Genomic DNA, 20135 nt, shown 5'->3' on the forward strand with positions numbered 1-20135 from the left:
CTCTCCGGTTTTTACAATTGAGATAACGGTAAACGCTCACGGAAAGGAGGCCGCAATGTCTGCTCAGCAAGCATGGATCGATGGCGGTTCTCCTGCGCGCGCGAGCGATGGAAGTCAGCCGAGGGCGGCCGGCGTCGTGGATGAGTTGGTGGTGGCTCGGGCGCGAAATGCCGTGATGGATCTGCGGGCGTGCCTGGCCGAACTTGGTGGAGTTGATCCAGAAGTGCTCGGAGGTCGGGTGCAGATGGCTCTATCCACAGAGCTCGCCACCGCGATCGGTAAACTGACCGCGATCCGTGCCGATGTGTTGGCTGTAATTGACGAATCTGGTGCCTGGCGAGGGCAGGGATCATGGACGCTTGAGGATGTAGAACGCAAAACCAGCGGGGCCACGAAGGCTGAATCCTCGCGGACGATCAAACGCGCCAAGACGCTACGCAAAGAACTCCCCAAGTTCCGGGAAGAAGTACATGCGGGCGGGATTTCCATGGCGCATGTGGACGCGATTAACCACGTGGCGACGACGCCGGAGCTCAAGGCCCGGCTAGCCGACCCGGAGGAGGGCGAAGCCCTGCTGTTGGATGCCGCGAAGACGATGGATCCGGATCGGTTCCGTAAGCACGTCAAAGCGTGGGCGATCAAGCACGAACCCGAACAGGCTGAAGAGCAAGCCCGTCAAGAGTCGCTTGATGAAGAACTCATGATGATTGAGCGCGGCTGGGGATGGGCGTTGAACGGCAAATTTGGCCCGGTCAACGGGCATTTGGTCAACACCGTGTTGAGCGCGCAGATGGGCGTGCCTACGGCTAATGATCTACGCGGACCCAAACAGCGCCGCGCTGACGCCTTGGTTGCGCTCTGTTCGCGGGCTGCCGAGTACGGAGATATTAAGAAATCCGCGTTGATCACCCCGCACGTGAGCGTGCACGTGCCGTTGGAGACCATGGTTGGAGCGGAGATGGCCGCCCAGATCAGTGCCGAACACGCCAACAGCAAACGCGTGGTTGATAAGCCCAAGGACGGCGCGAAAAAATCGAGTTGTGCACATTCATCGCAGACGCTGGGGCGGATTTTGGCGACGATTTCCTCTGGCTACTCGTCGGACGTGTTCGAAGGTCTGGAGCCAGCGACATTCGACGACGGCACGCCCCTCGTGCCCTCCCAGCTGCAGGCCCTGCTGTGTAACTCGGAACTTGCGCGCATCATTTTCGGGGCGAAGGGGCAGGTGCTCGACGCCGGTCGGGCAAGTAGGATCGTGACGAAGAATCAGATCCGAGCCGTAGTAGCCCGAGACAAAACGTGCCGGTTCCCCGGATGTGACCAGACGATTTCGAGCTCACAGGTGCACCATGCCCAATACTGGCGTGACGGCGGGCCAACGAATATCGACAACCTCGTCATGTTGTGCTGGTACCACCACACTTACGTGCACCAACACGACATCACGATCACTCACCACGAACATGGTTGGGTTTTCAGGAAACCCAACGGCCGGATCTTGGCAGGTCCGCGCCCGCACGGCGAGAAACCTCCGGATGCGCGAGGGGGTACGTCACCGCCGTAGCCGCTTCTCCACCCCGTAGATACTCACCGTTACCGCGGCCGCCAACACCAGCGCCACCGCGGGTAGCGCCACCGGCGAGACGCGCGTGAGCAACAATCCGGTCAGCGGGGGAGCGACCAGCATGCCCGAGTAGGCCAGGCCCATCTGGATGCCCATCATGCGCTCGGTGTTCACCGTGCCAAACCTGCGCGCCGTCTCCTGCAACATCATCGGATAGATCGGCCCGCACCCGAACCCAGCCAGCGCGAATCCGGCCAAGCTCACCACCGGCACCGGCACAAACAGCGCGACGGCGCCCAGCGTCAGCACGGCGGCCCCGGCCCGAAGCAGCCCGTGGTTCGACATCCGGCTCGCCGCCACGCCCGCCGCCACGCGCCCGGCCGTGATGCCGATATAGAACGCCGCACCACCCGCGGCAGCCAGGTCCTCGCTCAGCCCGAACCGCGTCACGAAATACGTCGCGCCCCACAGCCCCAGCGTCATCTCGACCGCCGAATAGGCGAAGAATCCCACGAGGATGATCGCCAGATTCGGCATCCTGAACCACGGACGGTCAGCGAGCTCGGCGCCCGACGGCAACGACGCCGACCCACCCGCCTCGACGCCGTCGGCGGAGCCGAGCGCTTCGGGATCACTCGCGTCGTCGTCGGTCCCGTCAGCCGAACCTTCGGCGATAGCGGCGCGGGCGGCGTCGTGCGCTTTCCACAACCGGCGCGAGCCCAAGAACACGACAAACAGCGCCGCCTGCAAGATGCCGATCGTCACGTACGCGGGGCGCCACTGCCCGCTCACGCTCAGCCAGAATCCCACGATGAGCGGGCCGAGCGCCGCGCCGATACCCCAGGAGGCGTGTAAGAAATTCATGTGCCGCGAGGAGTAGTTGACGGCAACAAACGCGTTGAGAGCCGTGTCGATCGCGCCGCCGCCGAGCCCCAGCGGAATGGCCAACACGAGCAGCCACGCGAAACTCGGCACGAACGCATACCCGAATAGCGCCAGCGCGGTCAGGGCAACAGAACCGGCTGACACGGCGAACGTCCCGAACCGCCTGAGCAGCCACCCGGCCGAAAACGAGGCCGCAATCGTCGAGACCACCACGACCATGCTCACGAGCGCAGCCGCGGCGCTATCGGCCCCGAGCTCCCCGTACATCGACGGCCAGGCGGCTCCCACCACGGCGTCGGGCAAACCGAGAGAAATAAAGGCGGCGTAAATGATGGCCAGCAAGATCGTCACGGGCACACGCTATCAGCCCGGCCGATCCACCTGCGAACACGTAGGACGTAGGTCGATATTAGCCCGCGCGCGGTGGTAGATTTGTGTGGACGATTCAAGTATCCCAATGGAGGGAAGATGACAAAGTACGTATACGACTTTACCGAGGGCGACAAGGAACAAAAGGACCTGCTCGGTGGTAAAGGCGCAAACCTCGCCGAGATGACCAACCTTGGCCTGCCCGTCCCGCCCGGCTTCACCATCACCACGGAAGCCTGCCGCGTGTACCTCAAGAATGGGGAATCACCCGACGAACTGGCGGTCCAAGTCACGCGTGCCATCCGCCGCGTCGAAGAAACCATGGGCAAGAACCTCGGCGATTCGAAGGATCCGCTCCTCATGTCCGTCCGCTCCGGCGCGAAGTTCTCGATGCCCGGCATGATGGAAACCGTCCTGAATATCGGCCTCAACGATGAGTCCGTGGTCGGCCTGGCAGAGCAGTCTGGCGACGAGCGCTTCGCGTGGGATTCCTACCGCCGCCTCCTCCAAATGTTTGGTAAGACCGTCCTTCACATCGAAGGTGAACCTTTCGCCGACGCCCTGCACGCCCTCCAAGACGAGAAGGGCTACGCAGGCGATCCTGACATGACGACGGACGACCTCAAGCGTCTCGTTGACGAGTTCAAGGAGATCATCAAGAAGGAGACCGGCGAGGACTTCCCGCAAGACCCCCGCACCCAGCTCGACCTCGCGATCGAGGCCGTGTTCAACTCCTGGAACACCGAGCGCGCCGTTATCTACCGTCGTCGTGAACACATCCCTGCCGATATCGGCACGGCCGTCAACGTTCAGACCATGGTGTTCGGCAACATGGGCGAAGGCTCCGGCACGGGCGTCTGCTTCACGCGCGACCCCTCCACCGGCCACTCCGGCGTCTACGGCGACTACCTTGAGGACGCTCAGGGCGAGGACGTCGTCGCCGGTATTCGTAACACGCTGCCGCTGTCCGCTCTCGAGGAACTCGACAAGAAGTCCTACGACGAGCTCACCAGCATCATGGACCGCCTCGAAACCCACTACCGCGACCTGTGTGACATCGAGTTCACCGTCCAGCGCGGCAAGCTCTGGATGCTCCAGACCCGCGTGGGCAAGCGCACCGCCGCCGCCGCGTTCCGCATCGCCGACCAGCTCGTTGACGAGAAGCTCATCACCCGCGATGAGGCCGTCACCCGCGTGACCGGCGACCAGCTGACCTCCCTTCTCTTCCCGCAGTTCGACAAGGACGCGGACAAGGTTGAGATCTCGCGTGGCATGCCGGCATCGCCCGGCGCAGCCGTGGGCGAGATTGTCATGGACAACGCCACCGCCGTCGAACGCACGAAGGCTGGCGCCTCCGTCATCCTCGTTCGCCGCGAGACCAACCCCGACGACCTCGAAGGCATGGTCGTTGCCGAGGGCATCCTGACCGCACGTGGAGGCAAGACCTCGCACGCCGCCGTCGTCGCCCGTGGCATGGGCCGCTGCTGTGTTGTTGGCGCCGACGATCTGCTGATCAACGAAAGCGCTGGCACGATGGACATCAAGTCCACGGGCAAGCAGTACAAGGTCGGCGACGTCATCGCTATCGACGGCGCCTCCGGCGAGATCTTCGAAGGCGACGTGCCCGTCACCGATTCGCCGGTCACCGCATACCTGACCTCCGGCCTCGAAGCCGGCCTGGCAGTGGCACCGGACGAGGGCTCCGAGGAGCTCGTCCACGCCGTGGACCGCATCCTCACCCACGCCGACGAGAAGCGCCGCATGCGCGTGCGCGCCAATGCCGACAGCCCCGAGGATGCCAAGGCAGCTCGCGACTTCGGCGCCCAGGGCATCGGCCTGTGCCGCACCGAGCACATGTTCCTTGGCGAACGCCGCAAGCTCGTTGAGGAAATGATTCTCGCGAAGGACGACGACGCCCAGAAGGCCGCCCTCGAGAAGCTCCTTCCGCACCAGCGCGAAGACTTCGTTGGCATCTTTGACGCGATGGACGGCCTGCCCGTCACGGTTCGCCTCATCGACCCGCCGCTGCATGAGTTCCTCCCGGACCTCACGCAACTCTCGGTTGACCTCGCCGTCAAGGAAGCCAAGGGCGAGGAAGTCACCGACGAAGAGCGCGAAGTGCTCGCGGCCGTTCGCCAGAACCACGAGCAGAACCCGATGCTCGGCCTTCGCGGCGTTCGCCTCGGCCTGAAGATTCCGGGCCTCATCCGACTCCAGGTCCGCGCCATTTCCGAGGCAGCCGCCAAGCTGATCAAGGACGGCAAGGATCCGAAGCCGGAGATCATGGTTCCGCTCATCGGCTCGATCCGCGAAATGCAGATCGTGCGCGAGATCGCCGAGGAAGTCATCGCCGAGGTCGAGGAAGAGACCGGCCAGAAGCTGGACATCCCGATCGGCAACATGATCGAGCTCCCGCGCGCAGCCATCTCGGCCGACACCATCGCAACCGAGTCCGACTTCTTCTCGTTCGGCACGAACGACCTCACGCAGACGGCGTGGGGCTTCTCCCGCGATGACGTCGAAGGCACGTTCTTCAACGACTACTTCGATTACGGCATCTTCGGCGTTTCGCCGTTTGAATCCGTTGATCTCGGTGGCGTTGGACCGCTCGTGGACATCGCCGTTGAGCGTGGCCGCAAGACCAAGCCCGAGATCCACCTCGGCGTGTGTGGTGAGCACGGCGGCGATCCGCAGTCGATCCACTTCTTCGAGATGGTTGGCCTCGACTACGTGTCCTGCTCGCCGTTCCGCGTGCCGATTGCCCGCCTCGAGGCAGGCCGCGCCGCGATCGAGAACGAGACCACCTACGAGACGCAGTTCGTTCCGAGCAACTAAGTGCGTTAGCGAAGCGGGCGGGCTAGTGGCCTAGTCCGACTCGGAGGGCCGGCCGTTCCCCTGTGGGGGAGCGGCCGGCCTTTTGTTGCGAGTGGGATGTGGGTGGTGTTGCCGGTGTGTGGTTGATGCTGCGGGTGCTACCGGTGCGTGCGTGGGCGTGGCTGCTGCCGTCCGAAGTGTGGAACGGGATAATTCGGTCTGTCCAGCGGTTTACCAGTGCCGCTAGGCTCAATCGCAGATAGTGATAGAGCACTTTGATCTAGGGAGACCCCATGTCTGATTTCGTCTCTGAGACCCTCGCCGAGGTCCAAGCACGGGCCGACAAGGCACGCGAAGTCAACGCGAAAATGCTCGAACTCCGCCAGGAGGGCTCCTCACCGGATGGCGAGGTGAACGTCGTCGTCGACGCAACCGGACGACTCATGAGCCTAGAGATAAGCGATGACGCGCTGTCGTCGTCGGGCGAAGAACTGGCAGCACTCATCATGGAAACAATGTCCGCGACCCAGCGTCAGTGCGCTGCGCAGGCCGCGGAGCTCGCCGAGCAGGCATGGGGCCGCAACTCGCCCACGGCGAAGACGATCGCCGAGCAGGCCTACGGGCAAGTCGTGGACGTGGGACCCGCCGACGATGACGACGACCAGCCCCGGCGCGGCGCCACCCGGCTCTGGTAACCATGCGGGTCAGGTTCGATGCCGGCGTCGCCAGCGCGCACGCCTCCAAAGCAACAGGCCGAGCAGACTCCCTCACCGGCCTCACCCTCGTTGACGACATCACCACCGCGGCTGATGGCCTCCGAAACGGTGACTGGCTCTCAGCGAGCCTCGGCACGTGACGAGCAAATACGCTGCTTAACGTGGACCTTAGGACGAAGTAAGAATGGAGTCCGGCCGTGAAGTTTCCCTTCCTTGATTTTCAGACCGTAGAACAGGTGCCCGACGAGTTGTTTGAGCGCTACCGCGGTCGGGTAGAGGACAGCATCATTGAGCTATGGCAAACCACGGTTTTGGCACGGCACTCAAAGGCCTTTTGAAAGTAATTGACCCGGATGAGTTCTTAGCAAAGATCGGTCACGTGCTGCCGCGCGAGGATATCATTCCGCTCTTTGCGACGAGTATGGGCGATCTGATCGTGTGGGACGGGACTGGTTACACGAGCCTGATCATGCGCAAGGGCTTCCCGCGAGCTCGAGCTGGCACATAAGGATGTCTATTCAGATGCGTTCGAGCCCGGATCCGAAAATGCGGAATGCTCGAGGACGTCTTTGTGTGGAGCCCCTATCCGGAGGCGGTGGCCGCCTATGGCGAGCCTGCCTACGACGAGTGCTTCGGTTACGTGCCGTTGCTCGTGCTTGGTGGTCCGCAACGGGTGGAGAACCTGCAGGAGGTCAAGCTTATCGAGCACATCGCCCTCATAACGGACTTTGCGGGCGTTATTCCCTACTGGCGTTAGGGCAGACCTGAAAATTCTGTGAGCCTGAGCGTTTTGATCGAAGTTATTGCCCATTTCGGCCTTTTCTTCACAAGTTTTTCAGGTCAGCCCCCACAACCGGCCAGCCTGACCGCCGCAGCCGGCGCATGCCAGCTGTCATAACCGCCGGGGCCAGCCCGGGCCAGCAGCCATAACTTGCCCGGGCTGACAGTCACAACCGGCCGGCGCTTGGCCAGACCTGAAAATTCTGTGAGCCTGAGCGTTTTGATCGACGTTATTGCCCATTTCGGCCTTTTTCTCACAAGTTTTTCAGGTCAGCCCCCACAACCGGCCAGCCTGACCGCCGCAGCCGGCCCAGCCAGATTGCCGCAACCCGTCCGGGGCAGCCCATAGCAGCCCAAAAACCCACCAAAATCCAGCGCCATATCTGGACTGGCTCCAACCTCCGAATAACGGGACTTTCGGCTTTCGAAAATAGGTGAGGTAAGGGTAGCCTTACCAGTATTCCAGCCATTTGTTCACAGTCCTTGGAGGGTTTATGAGGCTCGCAGAGTGTCCTACTCGCGTGGCGCTTCGCCTGACGGAAATTGAACTCCCGCAGCGCAGCCTCCTGCGCATGCACGAGATCGGCCTGCGCATCGGCGCCGAAGCCACGATCATCCAGCGGGCAGGTTTCGGCGGATTGATCCTCAACATTGCTGGCTCGCGCGTGGCCGTCGACCACCGTTCAGCCAAGAAGATCCTCGCGGAGCCCGTGGCGGCATGACCACCCAGCCCACCACCCGCACTCGCCGTACGAAGCGCCCCTGCGAAGGCACTACGATCGCCCTCGTCGGCAACCCGAACGTCGGCAAATCAACGCTTTTTAATGGCGTGACCGGCGCCCGCCAAGCCGTCATGAACGCGCCCGGCACTACGGTCGAGGTGCAGGTCGGCACGTGGAAAAACGTCGGCGCCACGATCCTCGACCTGCCCGGCACATACTCGCTCGTCCCGAACAGCCCGGATGAGAAGGTTGTGGCGGATACGCTGTCGTCGGCCACGGTCAACTCACTGACCGGCGGATGCCTCGATCTCGTGCTCGCCGTCCTCGACGGCGGCGCCCTCACGCGCTCCCTCTACCTCGTGGCCCAGCTTGCCCAAACCGGTTACCCGCTCGCGGCCATCATCTCGATGGCGGACGTCGCCGCAGACAACGGCATCACCATCAACCCCTCGGCCATCTCGCGAGAGCTCGGCATCCCGGTGCTCGTGTTCGACCCGCGCAAATCCAAGGATTACCCGCAGCTCGACCGCTTCATCGAGCAGGCCACCCGCGAACCCAAGCGTGTGAGCGGCATCGACCCCGACCCCACCGCGCCCGGCTACTCCGAATTCGCCACCGCCGCCCGCGTGTCCGACTGCCGCATCAGCGACATCGATTCGCGCGACCTCCTCGCGCAGACCACCTGCCCCTGCGAGGGATGCAATAAGAACGACGCCGTCTCCTCGGCTGGCAATGGCCGCTCGGCTGGCTCTGGCTCCCAGGCTGGAACTAGAGCCTCGGCTGGCACCGCATCCCCGGCTGGCACTGGATCCTCGGACGGTGCTGGATCCCCGGCTGGTACCGGAACCCCGGCTGGCCCCGCCAGCTCCGGTCCGATTCCGCTCGAGATCGGCGGGCTGACCAGCAACCCAGAAACAGGCACCCAGAAGCGCACGCCAGCCCCCACCACAAACTGCGGATGCGGCCACAGCGCCACCGCCGGCCTCGACCTCGGCGAAAGCTACGGCACGGCAGCGCCCGCCCAGCCCACCGACCACGACCCGCAGTCAACCGGCGAGCTCCAGCGCGCGGCCACCCTCTTCTCGTGGGTCGACCGCGTTGAATCCGCCATCACCGAGAACGTGCAGAATGCCGAGCCGCGCCCGTCGCGCTCGGACCGCGTGGACCACGTCCTACTCAATCCATTCGCCGGCCCGCTCGTGTTCCTTGCCCTCATGTGGCTGCTCTTCAAGCTCGCGGGGGAGTGGATCGGCCCGATCCAGGACCTCTTCGATTCCCTCTTCACGAACACCGAGCCGGGCGCGATCTCGCTGGCCAACGGCGTGGGCTGGCTGCTGTCCGCCACCGGCCTATCGGGCACATGGCTCGACTCGCTCCTCATCAACGGGCTGGTCACGGGCTTGGGCGTCGTCGCATCGTTCGTGCCGCTGATGTTCACCATCTTCGCGGCGCTGTCCATCCTCGAAGACTCCGGCTACATGGCCCGCGCTGCCTTCCTCGCCGACCGCCTCATGCGCCGCATCGGCCTCGACGGGCGCGTGGTGCTCCCGCTGATCATGGGCTTCGGCTGCAACCTGCCCTCACTGGCCGCCGCCCGCACTCTCCCGTCCGCCTCGCAGCGGCTGGTCACAGTGCTCATCACGCCCTATACCTCGTGTGCGGCGCGGCTGACGATCTACCTCATGATCGCCAAGATCTTCTTCCCGAACACGGCGGGAACGGTCGTGTTCGGGATGTACGTGGTCTCGCTGGTGCTGGTCGTGGTAGCGGCCTGGGTGCTCAAGCAGTTCATCACGAAGCACGACGCCGAGGCGCCCCTCATGCTCATCCTCCCGGCCTACCAGGTGCCCCGCATCCTGGTGCTCCTGCGCCACGCGGTGCAGCGCTCGTGGATCTTCATCAAGGGCGCCGGCAAAATCATCGTGGCCATGACCATGGTGGTGTGGCTCCTCGGCGCGATCCCCATGGGCCAAGGCGCCGAGGGCAAAGCCTTCGCCGACCCCGAGCTCGCCATGGAACACTCCGCCTACGGCCAGGCCGCCAAGCTCCTTGAGCCGGTTTTCGAGCCGGCGGGCTTCGGCGATTGGCACATGACAGGCGCCCTCATGACCGGCTTCGTGGCCAAAGAAACCGTGGTCTCCTCGATCGTCACCTCCTACAACATGGACCCGGCAGCGGCCGGCGACGCCGAAGACAACGGCGACAACCTCGGCGTCCTGCCCGACCTCCTCAGCGAGTCCTTCACCGAGACCGCCGGCGAGGGCTACCAAGGCCTAGCCGCCATCGCCTTCCTCGTGTTCGTCCTTGCCTACACCCCGTGCATGGCCACGGTGGCCGAGCAGGCGAGACTCATTGGCGGACGCAAAACCGCGATCGCCGTCGTCGTGCAACTTGCGGTGGCGTGGGCGCTGGCCGTGGGTATCTTCCAAATCGGGAAGCTGTTCCTGTGAGCGCGCCCGCCCGCCCCGCGGCGAACGCCACCGAGCGCGTGCTCGCCGAGATCCGCGCGGGCGCCACGGTGCCGGCCGTGGCGAGGCGGACCGGCACGTCGGAGGTGTTCGTCAAGACGATCCTTGACCACTTCGACCGCCTCGGCATGCTCGGCTCGGCCGCCTCGCTGTGCAGCTCTGACCACGGTGCGTGCAGTCCCGGTGGGGCCCAGACCGAAGCGGCTAAGATCAGTTGTGCAGGGTGCGCCTTCGCCCGATAGGACCTGCGCGGGCGTACTCGAGGAGGAGACATGACTGCACACGTCCACGCGGCAACGTTCGCCGACCAAATCGCTGAGCGGATTTCGGGCGAGGTCGACGATTCTGCCCGCGCCCGCGCCGAGTATTCGACGGACGCCTCCAACTATCGCGTGCCTCCCACTCTCGTTGTGTTCCCCAAGAACGACGACGACGTTGCGGCCGTCCTGCAGATCTGCCGCGAGCAGGGGGTGCCGCTGACGTCCAGGGGTGGTGGCACCTCGGTGGCCGGCAATTCCGTGGGGGCTGGCGTCGTGCTCGATTTCTCGCGGTACATGAACAAGATTCTTGAGATTGACCCCGAGGCGCGGACGGCGCGCGTGCAGCCGGGCGTGATCATGAGCGACCTGCAGCGCGAGGCGGCTAAACACGGGTTGCGTTTTGGCCCGGACCCTTCCACCCAAAACCGTGCAACGTTCGGCGGCATGATCGGCAACAACGCGTGCGGCCCGCACGCCGTTGCCTGGGGACGCACGGCCGACAACGTCTTAGAGCTCGAATGCATCGACGGGCAGGGACGCTCGTTCACGGCAGGCGCAGGCGACACGGCACTGGACGCCGTGCCAGGGCTCGAATCGCTGGTCGATACACATCTAGCCGACGTGCGGACGAACTTTGGCCGGTTCTCACGGCAGGTCTCCGGCTACTCAATGGAACACCTGCTACCTGAAAATGGGCGAGACCTGGCGAAGATGCTGGTCGGCTCGGAGGGCACGCTCGTAGTCGTCACCGAAGCAACCCTGCGGCTGGTACCGCTCGCGCAGGCTCCGACCCTGATCGTGCTCGGCTACCCGGACATGGCCACGGCTGCCGACGCCGTACCCGCCCTGCTCGAACACTCGCCGCTGGCGGTGGAGGGCATCGACGCGGAGCTCGTGGACGTGGTGCGCCGCTCGAAGGGGACGGTGCCGGATCTGCCGCCCGGTGGCGGCTGGTTGTTCATCGAGGTGGGCGCGCAAGAAGGCGAGGACATCTCGGTGGTGGCTGAGCGGGTCGAGGCCATTACGCGCGATGCGGGCACGGACGCGGTTATGGTGCGCCCGCCGGGGTCGGAGGCCACCGAGCTGTGGCGCATTCGCGCCGACGGCGCCGGGTTGGGCGGCCGCACGCCCGCCGGCAATCCCGCCTGGCCGGGCTGGGAGGATTCGGCCGTGCCGCCCGAGAAGCTCGGAGATTACCTTCGCGACTTGCGCGCGGTGATGGACCGCCACAGACTGGACGGCCTCATGTACGGCCACTTCGGGGACGGCTGCGTACACGTGCGAATCGACTTCCCGATCGACGAGGCGACCGGCGTGCCGGTCATGCGCCAGTTCATGGAAGAGGCCACGGATATTGCGGTGAGCTATGGCGGGTCGATGTCAGGCGAGCACGGCGATGGGCGCGCTCGCTCGGAGATGCTCGATCGCATGTACCCGCCCGAGGTGATCGAGCTCTTCGCGGGCGTGAAGAATCTGTTTGATCCCGAGGGTGTGCTCAATCCCGGCATCCTCGTAGACCCCGAGCCGCTCGACGCCGACCTTCGGCGACCGAGCGCCGCGCCCACCGAATACGCGGGCGGTTTTCACTTTAGGGAAGATCAGGGCGATTTCACGCGGGCGGTTCACCGGTGTACCGGCGTGGGCAACTGCCGGGCGGACCGCACGGCGGCGGGGTTCTTCATGTGCCCGTCGTATTTGGCGAGTCGGGACGAGAAGGACGTGACGCGCGGGCGCGCTCGCGTGCTCCAAGAGGTCACGAACGGAACCCTGGTGAAGGACTTTGCGGACACGGCCGTCGTCGAGGCGCTGGATCTGTGCCTGGCCTGCAAGGCGTGCGGGCGCGACTGCCCGACGGGTGTGAACCTCGCCAAGTACAAGTCCGAGGCGCTGTACCGCGGGTACAAGGGCAAGCTCCGCCCGCGCACCCATTACGTGCTCGGCAACCTGCCGATTCTTGGCCGCCTGGTCACGTGGCTGCCACCCGTGGCGGCGATCGCGAACGCCGTTCTGAAGATCGGCCCGATTCGTAAGCTGGCCTTTTCGACGCTCGGCATCGACTTTCGCCGCCAGATGCCAGGGTTTGCCACCGAACGGTTCTCACGCATCGCGGCCAGTCACAAGAAAGCCGCGCAGGCGGCCACGCAAGGGCTGCGGCCGAACGCCGAGGGCCGCGTCGTCGTCGAACAAAATGCTGGACCAGACGGCGAAAAGTACGTGATGCTCTGGGCGGACTCGTTCTCGGAGACGCTGGATACGGCGGGCGCGCAGGCGATGGTCGAGGTGTTGCAGCGGGCGGGCTACACGGTGCTTATCCCGCCGGAGGACGCGTGCTGCGGGCTGACGTGGATCACGACCGGGCAGCTCGGGCATGCGAAGAAGGAGCTGACGAACTTGCTGACGGTGCTGGCGCCGTTTGCGGCGTCGGGGATTCCGATCGTGGGCGTGGAGCCCTCGTGTACCGCGGTGTTGCGCGAGGATATGTGCGACCTGCTGCCGGATGACCAGCGCGTCGGTGTGGTTGCCGACATGACGTTCACGCTCGCCGAGCTGCTGAGCGCGCCGGAGCCGGTTGGGCCGGGGGAGTGGGAGGCGCCGGACCTGACGGGCGTGGAGATCGTGGCGCAGCCGCACTGCCACCACTACTCGGTGATGGGCTGGGACTCGGATGCCGAGCTGCTCAAGGCGGCGGGCGCGACTCTGACCACGCTGTCCGGGTGCTGCGGGCTGGCGGGCAACTTCGGCATGGAGAAGGGACACTACGAGATGTCGGTGAAGGTGGCGGAAAACAACCTGATACCGACGCTCGCGAATGCCGCGCCCGACGCCGTGTACCTCGCCGACGGATTCTCATGCCGCACGCAGGCCCAACAGCTCGTGGGCGACCAAGGCGTGCATTTGGCTGAGCTTTTGCGCGATGGCCGCGCGACACGCAGGCGCACCGCGCGCTGATCGCCCGCAATCGCGAGCCGCGCAGGGATAGGCCGAACCTCATACCGCAGGAGCAATTTCGGACACGCCTGAGGGGGCGGGGTCGGGTAATCTAGGACAGAGAAAGGGGAGTGCGTGGGAGTTTTCGAATTGCGTGACGGCCGGCTCGTGGCGGCGCCTGAATCGGCGGCCAGCGACGTCGACGATTCCGTGCTGAGCGCCGTCCGCGCGCAGTCCCTCGAACTGATCGAGCGGCCGCTTTTCCCCGTGGGCTGGATCGGCGACGGCGCCGAATCGCTGCTGGCGTTGGACCCGACGGGGCAGGTCGTGACGATAGAGGTTATCCCGTACCTGACCGCGCAGACTTTCGTGGCGGCGCTGACTCGCGCCGGGCGCAACGCCGAGATGAACCGTAAGGCGCTCGCGGATTTGTATACGCGCGGGCACGACGCGTTCGCCGGGGATTACGAGAACTTTGTTGAGTCCTCCCCGCCGATCACCAAGCGTGGACCGAGGCTGTTGATCTTCTCGGTTGGCTCCGATGCGGATGTCCAGCGTCCGTTGGCGGCACTTCGGGGCGTGGGCGTTGAGACGTATCGCATCGTTATTCACCAGGGGGCGGATGGTCCGCTGGTGGAGATCGCGGAGAACTTCGAGGCGCGCGGCGTCATCGACGCGGCGCAGGCCCGCATGGGCATCGCCCACACTATCGACTCCGACGCGCCTGCTGGTGCCGAGGCTGCTGATGCCGGCGGCGCCGAGCAGGCTGAGGAAAAGGCGGTTGAGCACGAAGCGGCGCAGGTTGATGCCGAAGGTGCTGAGGCCGGCGAACAGGCTGAACCCACCGAACAGACTGCCGATGAGCAGCACGATGCCGAGATTGAAACCGAGCCCGAGACTGAGCCCGAGCCCGGGGACGTGACCGAGCCCGAGACTGAGCCCGAGTCCGCTGAAGTCGCCGATATTGACGACCAACCAGCGACTGCGGCGCAACCCGAACTAGAATCCGCCGAGACTACGAACGACCAGGGTGCGATCGACGTCGTCGATCAAACTGATACCCAGTCTGATGATGCGGAGGTCGTGAGCGATGCGCTGCGCTACGACGAGGCGTGGGAGATTTCGGGCTGGCGGAATGAGAAGGCGCGGCCGGCCAAGCGTGACGAGGCGGAGATTGCGGGTTTGGCGGCGCAGCACCGCTCATCGCGCGAGGAGCGCAAGGCGAAGCAGCAGGAGGTACTCCACAACCTGGCCCGCGAGCGCGAGCAGGTCGGCACCACGTTGTACGACCAGGCGAAGGCGGCGGCCAAGCGCGCGGAGCAGCGATTGTGGGAGATGAGTGCGCCGAAGGAAGCCTCGGATGCGCGGATCTTCTCGGAGCGCTTCTCCTCGGATGTGTCGTCGGGTGCGGTGGCCGACGCCGCCCTACGCTCGGACCGGTGGGAGTCGGGCGCCGAGGCGAGGGCTGAGCAGACTGATGCGGCTGCCGATGCTGATGCGGCTGCCGCGGAGCAGACTGGTGCGGCTGCCGATGCTGATGCGGCTGCCGAGCAGGCTCGTGCGGCTACCGACACCAACGTGGCCACGACCGAGCAGACCGACGCTACCGCGGAAGCCAACGCCGCCGCTGTGGAGGCGGTCAAGCAGGTTGCTGAGGAGCAGGTCGCTCGCCAGACGAATACGGAGCCCGATGCTTCCGACGAGAGTGCAGAGTCTGCCGACGCGGCGCCTTCTGGTGCTGCCGAATCTGCGGTCGAGTCAGGAACTTCCGGGTTGTCCGCTGAGACAACCCCAGAAACCTTCGAATCTCACGAATCACCCTCGGAATCCTCCGAATCCGAGAACCCAACCCCCGACCCACGCATGCAGCGAATCGTCGAGGAAGTTGGTCCGGTCAAGATCACGTGGAGCTCGTTGCGTAAGAGGTCATCGCTCAATGGGCACCTCACGAACGAGGGTCTGATTGACATTATTGGCGTCGGGATTTTTGCCGACCCGACCGAGGCCGCCGCCAAGGCTACGGGTAATTCCTTTGTGGATGGCTGGCGCATCTGGCGCGTACCAGATGGCCGCACCCTCAGCGAATTCGAGTAGAGCCAGCTCCTACTTTTCGGCCAATTCCTACTCTCGGGCGTCTACAACTTGGGTCGCTCCCGCGTACTTGCACTGTTTCCACGTGCACTTTTTCCACTCGGGCCGTTCCCGCCCGGGCCGGTCTCACTCGGGCCGTTCCCGTCTGGGCTACTCCCTGGCTGCTCTCACCCGGGCTGATCTCACCCGGCCGTTCCCGTCTGGGCTACCCCCTGGCTGCTCTCACCCGGGCTGCTCCTTGTCTGTTCTCACCCTCTAGTTTTCCGCTGATTTCGGGCTGATACCTCCGTGGACCGGAATATTTGGTGAGAAAACGGCCTACTTTGCCGATACCGTCGATGAAAACGCTCAGAATCACAAGATTTTCAGGTTGCGTGGCTCACAGGGCAGAAATAGCGCAGATACAAATGGCCGGGGCTGACCTCCGAGCTAGCTATAACCAGCTACCTTGGGTTGTTCGGCCGATCTGGCGAGGTGAATGCAGTGGTGAACGCTTTCATGTGCCAGTAGGCCACATCGCGCACGCTCGCCCGCGAGAGCAGCACGTCATGAATCGCGCCCTCGAGCTTCACGAGCGTGGTTACCGGGCCGAGCCGGGGGACGCGCTTCCAGATTTGCTCCACGTCGAGCACGGTATCCGCGTTGCGCATTTCGGCGCCCCACGTGTCGGAGTAGTAGGTCTTGCCACTGGTCAATACGAGGACGGGGCAGTCGATGGTGAGTCCCTCAGCCACTCGCTCGTGGCCATGCAGGATCGCGCGCAGCCAGCCAGGCCGAATCGGAAACGACGGAAACTGCCTGAACTCCGGATTCGGATTCCAGCCGCCCTCGCGCACAAACGGGTCGACTTCCTCATCCGCAATTCCCGCCTCCTCCTGCAGCTTCTTTGCCTGCTCGCGCTCTTCCTCACTCATCCACCCGGTCACGAGACGCTGATAAAACCCATTGTCATAGCTGGGCAACACGGCCGTTGGCGCCATCTTGTGGAGGGTATCGAGGATCGGCTGCCCCAGATGGCGCACGGCGGTCGCGGCCTGAAGCTCCAACCACGGGGAGTTCAGGATCAGACCGTGGAGCACACCCGGGTGCCGGTCAGCCCACAGCGTCGCGGTTAGTCCACCGGTCGAATGGCCGTACAGGAACAGAGGGACGTCGAGTCCATGGGCATCGTAAATGACGTCGAGCGCTTCGCCGATCTCCTCGTCGTACGTCGAGAGGTCTTCGACGTATCCCCACATTTGGCCTTCCATGTGCGCGCGACCGTATTTACGCAGGTCCAGAGCGTAAAATCGCCCGCTCGCCTCGGCCACGCGCTGAGCAAATTCGTAGTGGTAGAAGTAGTCGTTCCAGCCGTGGACGGCAAGCAGAGCGAAACTCGGCTTGCGTCCCTCGGCGGCGCTCGCAGCCCCGCGCCCGGCAGCACTGGGCGCATCGGTGCTACCGGCACTCGTCACCCCGCCGCTAGCTCCACCCGCAATGCTGCCATCGGCACCCGCCTCATCGCTCTCGGCCGGCTCACTCAGCGCCTCGTCGGGCACTTCGTCGCCCGACCAATCCGGTCGGTAGGTCACGAGGGCAGCGCGATTGGGTCCGTATTGATCGTCGTGTAGCTCGAGATAGCGCTGGTAGAAGCCCTCGCCGAGCGGGTCAGGAGTCCATGTCATGTGGCCATTATTGCGTGAAGACCTCGGGATCGTCGAGGAAATCGCGCAGAATCTTGGTGACCTGGTCGTTCTCGATGAGGAACCCGTCGTGCCCGTATTCCGATTCCACGTAGACCGCCGGCCCCGAGCCCTGGAGCTGGGCGGCCAGCCGTTCAACATCGCGCGGGTAGAACAGTCGATCCGTATTCACCGCGACGACGATCGCGGGCATCTCCAGCGCCTCAACGACGGCGTCCGTGCCACCGCGCCCACGCCCAATATCGTGCGTGATCATTGACTGGGAAATCGCGATGTACGAGTTCGCATCAAACCGCAGGGCGAGCTTGTACGCGTGGTGATCCAAATATGAGGAGACGGCGTAGCGCCCACCCGCGAGCGGATCCTCGCCCTCTTGAGGCGTGCGGCCAAAGCGCTGGTCGAACTCGATGGGGCAGCGGTAGGTGATGTGCGCGAGCTCGCGCGCCAGCCCGAGCCCGCGGTGCGGACCGGCGCCGTCGGGATGGTCGTAGTAGTCGCCGCCGTTGAAACCGGGGTCGAGAACGATGGCCTGAATCTGGGTCTTCGCGTAGGCGATCTGCTCGGCCGTCGTCGCCGCTGCAGATACCAGTACGGCAATTGCGCCGGTCATCTCCGGATACGACGCCGCCCACTCCATCACGCGATTCCCGCCGAACGAGGCCCCAGCGATGAGCGCCCACTGGGCAATGCCGAGCGAATCGGCCAGCCGCTTTTCGGCGTCGCACATATCGCGGATCGTGATCTCGGGCCAGCGCGAGCCCCACGGTTTGCCGTCGGGGGCGGGCGACGCCGGGCCAGTTGTTCCCTGGCATCCGCCGAGGACGTTCGGGCAGACGACGAACCAGCGGTCGGTGTCGATGGCTTTGCCGGGGCCGACGATGTCGTTCCACCAGCCGTCGCCACCATCCTTCGAGGTGGCGTGCGAATCTCCCGTGAGCGCGTGGCACAGCAAGACCGCGTTTGTGCCGTCGTCGTTGAGCTCTCCCCACGTCTCGTAGGCGAGGGTCACGGAGGGAAGTTTGCCGCCGAGTTCGAGGTTCATCGGGCCAATGTCGAGGAACTTGCGTTCGCCGGGATCGTCGCCGGGAAGCCATGCGCCGGTGGCGGGGATGGGCTTGCGGACGAGGGGTGGGTGGTAGCCGGTGTCGTAGTCGCCGACGGGCGCCGCGTCAGTGACGGGCGTGATCGGCGGGTAACCGACGAGGTAAGCAGGGTATTCGTGCGATTGTCGATGCGTCATTGAGTCCTCTTGGGCGGATTGTTGATAACAAGACGATCAAGGGCGCCTAGCCAGGTCCGTGGAGGGGCCAGCGCCCGCACTACATTCGCTTCACCATGGCACAAAGCCTAAAGCGCTTGCCCGGTAATTGCAAAGATTGGTGCAGGAAAGCCAAAAGGTGGACGGTCGTCGTCGTGGATATTAGAGGGACTGGCGTGAAAGCTGTGACAAATGTTGCTAAAGTGACCAAGGTTGCAAATGTAGGTGTTGTGAATCCTGTTTCTGGTGTTCCCTTTTGTAACAGATTGGTATACGGTCTTAACGGAAGGTTGCCTTTTGTCAAGGCGACACGCCATGCACAAACACGGATAATCACGGAGGTACGGGTGACCTGGGCACGGAAGTCACTAGTTCTCATCTCGGTTGCGGGTCTCGCGGCATCGATGGCCGGCCCCGCGGCGGCGGTTCCGGTCACGGACCAGGACATCGAGGACTCGTATGCGCGCGAAGCGCAGACCGAACGTACGCTCGCGGATGTCGAGATCGAGCTCGCGGAGCTGTCGGCACAAAGCAACGAGCTAGCAGCGACGGCGGCCGAGAAGGAAGCCGCGTCGATTCTGGCGCAGGCTGACCTCGCTGAGTCGATCTCATTCGCCATCGAGGCGCAGGAGAAGGCCAATCAGGAGCTCGCCGACCTCGAGGAGGCGCGCAAGGAGCTCGGCGGCGTCTCGCAGGCGATGTACCAGAACTCGGCTGGCGAGATCACACAGTCGTACTACATTTTCGGCGCTGAGTCGGTGGAGGACGCCAACCGGCGCTCGCAGGCTTACGGCGCGGTTGCAAACCAGGTGGACTCGAAGGTCAAGCGGTTCCGTGCGCTTGAAGAGGTCGCCCGTGTGTTGCAGGAAGAGGCGGACGCCGCAGCCGCCGAACAGGCCGAGGCTGCGCAGGCAGTTATTGATACGGCCGACGAGGCCAAGCGCGCCGCCGACGAGCAGGCCGCTCAGGTGACCGAGGCGAGCACCCAGCGCGAGGCTCTCGCGGCCGAGCTTGCCGCCCAGCGTGGCACCACAGTTGAACTTGAACGCCAGCGGCTCGAGGATATTGAGGCGGAGCGGCGTGCTCAGGCTGACGCCGATGCGGCCCAGCTCGTCGCAGATGCCGAGGCTGAGAATCAGGCGCGCCTCGACGCGCAGGCTGAGCGCGATGCGGTCCAGGCCGTCTTGACACCCACCGTTCCGACGAGTCCTGCCGCTCCAGCGACGCCGTCTAATCCGGCGCCCGCTCCGGATCCAGCACCGACGACGCCGGCACCAGCACCGCGCTCAGCGGCTTCCCGGTCAGCGGCAGCACCTTCGGGGTGCTCAGCACCGGGTTGCTCGCGTCGATCCCCCACCCCGGCACCTTCGCCGACGCCTCCCTGCTCGGTGACGCCGTCCGCGGTGACACCGACCGGGACGTGACCATCCTGCGCGTGGACCTGGACGTCCCGGACGGGGCCAACTGCCTGTCCTTCGACTTCAAGTTCCTCTCCGAGGAGTATCCCGTCTACGTCGGCAGCAGCTACAACGACGCCTTCATCGCCGAGCTCAACGAGAGCACCTGGACCACTGCGCAGACCACGATCGTGGCACATT

The 20135-nt window shown here is 64.5% G+C and carries 15 protein-coding genes; 12 read left to right on the forward strand and 3 right to left on the reverse strand.

Annotated elements, in window-relative coordinates:
* The first annotated feature begins 55 nt into the window (after positions 1-55).
* A complete protein-coding gene (locus tag ACHFFR_RS06025) occupies positions 56-1564 on the forward strand; it encodes a DUF222 domain-containing protein (protein WP_394263367.1) in 1509 nt (502 codons plus the stop codon).
* Here ACHFFR_RS06025 and ACHFFR_RS06030 read toward each other — a convergent pair.
* On the reverse strand, positions 1553-2800 hold the full coding sequence (locus ACHFFR_RS06030) for an MFS transporter (RefSeq protein ID WP_394263368.1): 1248 nt from the start codon (positions 2798-2800) through the stop codon (positions 1553-1555). The genes ACHFFR_RS06025 and ACHFFR_RS06030 overlap by 12 nt on opposite strands.
* 117 nt (positions 2801-2917) lie before the next feature.
* Between ACHFFR_RS06030 and ppdK the strand changes: the two genes are divergently transcribed.
* The 9 genes from ppdK to ACHFFR_RS06075 all read left to right on the forward strand — a co-directional run bounded on the left by ppdK (position 2918) and on the right by ACHFFR_RS06075 (position 15600).
* A complete protein-coding gene (ppdK, locus tag ACHFFR_RS06035) occupies positions 2918-5653 on the forward strand; it encodes a pyruvate, phosphate dikinase (protein WP_394263369.1) in 2736 nt (911 codons plus the stop codon).
* Positions 5654-5925: 272 nt separating this feature from the next.
* A complete protein-coding gene (locus ACHFFR_RS06040) occupies positions 5926-6327 on the forward strand; it encodes a YbaB/EbfC family nucleoid-associated protein (RefSeq protein WP_394263370.1) in 402 nt (133 codons plus the stop codon).
* A gap of 316 nt (positions 6328-6643) precedes the next feature.
* A complete protein-coding gene (locus ACHFFR_RS06045) occupies positions 6644-6856 on the forward strand; it encodes a hypothetical protein (protein WP_394263371.1) in 213 nt (70 codons plus the stop codon).
* 45 nt (positions 6857-6901) lie between these two features.
* Positions 6902-7105 (forward strand): T6SS immunity protein Tdi1 domain-containing protein, encoded by a 204-nt coding sequence (locus ACHFFR_RS06050; protein ID WP_394263372.1) that lies wholly within the window; start codon positions 6902-6904, stop codon positions 7103-7105.
* Between the two features lie 517 nt (positions 7106-7622).
* Positions 7623-7850, forward strand: a complete 228-nt coding sequence (locus ACHFFR_RS06055; RefSeq protein ID WP_394263373.1) for a ferrous iron transport protein A — start codon at positions 7623-7625, stop codon at positions 7848-7850.
* Positions 7847-10300, forward strand: coding sequence for a ferrous iron transporter B (locus tag ACHFFR_RS06060; protein WP_394263374.1), 2454 nt, complete (start codon positions 7847-7849; stop codon positions 10298-10300). The genes ACHFFR_RS06055 and ACHFFR_RS06060 overlap by 4 nt, the downstream gene beginning before the upstream one ends.
* Positions 10297-10560, forward strand: a complete 264-nt coding sequence (locus ACHFFR_RS06065; RefSeq protein WP_394263375.1) for a hypothetical protein — start codon at positions 10297-10299, stop codon at positions 10558-10560. Before ACHFFR_RS06060 ends, ACHFFR_RS06065 begins: the two co-directional genes overlap by 4 nt.
* Positions 10561-10590: 30 nt before the next feature.
* A complete protein-coding gene (locus ACHFFR_RS06070) occupies positions 10591-13527 on the forward strand; it encodes an FAD-binding and (Fe-S)-binding domain-containing protein (RefSeq protein WP_394263376.1) in 2937 nt (978 codons plus the stop codon).
* A gap of 114 nt (positions 13528-13641) precedes the next feature.
* On the forward strand, positions 13642-15600 hold the full coding sequence (locus ACHFFR_RS06075; protein ID WP_394263377.1) for a hypothetical protein: 1959 nt from the start codon (positions 13642-13644) through the stop codon (positions 15598-15600).
* Between the two features lie 440 nt (positions 15601-16040).
* Here ACHFFR_RS06075 and ACHFFR_RS06080 read toward each other — a convergent pair whose 3' ends face one another.
* Together ACHFFR_RS06080 and ACHFFR_RS06085 are read right to left on the reverse strand one after the other, a co-directional pair.
* Positions 16041-17261 carry an alpha/beta fold hydrolase gene (locus tag ACHFFR_RS06080; protein WP_394263378.1) on the reverse strand — a complete coding sequence of 407 codons (1221 nt, stop codon included), beginning with the start codon at positions 17259-17261 and terminating at the stop codon, positions 16041-16043.
* Between the two features lie 7 nt (positions 17262-17268).
* Positions 17269-18519 (reverse strand): homoserine O-acetyltransferase, encoded by a 1251-nt coding sequence (locus ACHFFR_RS06085; RefSeq protein WP_394263379.1) that lies wholly within the window; start codon positions 18517-18519, stop codon positions 17269-17271.
* Positions 18520-18884: 365 nt separating this feature from the next.
* On the opposite strand from ACHFFR_RS06085, the gene ACHFFR_RS06090 reads away from it, so the two are divergent.
* Together ACHFFR_RS06090 and ACHFFR_RS06095 are read left to right on the forward strand one after the other, a co-directional pair.
* Positions 18885-19961 (forward strand): hypothetical protein, encoded by a 1077-nt coding sequence (locus tag ACHFFR_RS06090; RefSeq protein WP_394263380.1) that lies wholly within the window; start codon positions 18885-18887, stop codon positions 19959-19961.
* A gap of 11 nt (positions 19962-19972) precedes the next feature.
* A partial coding sequence (locus ACHFFR_RS06095; protein ID WP_394263381.1) for a choice-of-anchor L domain-containing protein occupies positions 19973-20135 on the forward strand: 163 nt, incomplete at its 3' end.

Origin of the sequence: Trueperella sp., assembly GCF_043424875.1 — a bacterium.
GTDB lineage: Bacteria > Actinomycetota > Actinomycetes > Actinomycetales > Actinomycetaceae > Trueperella.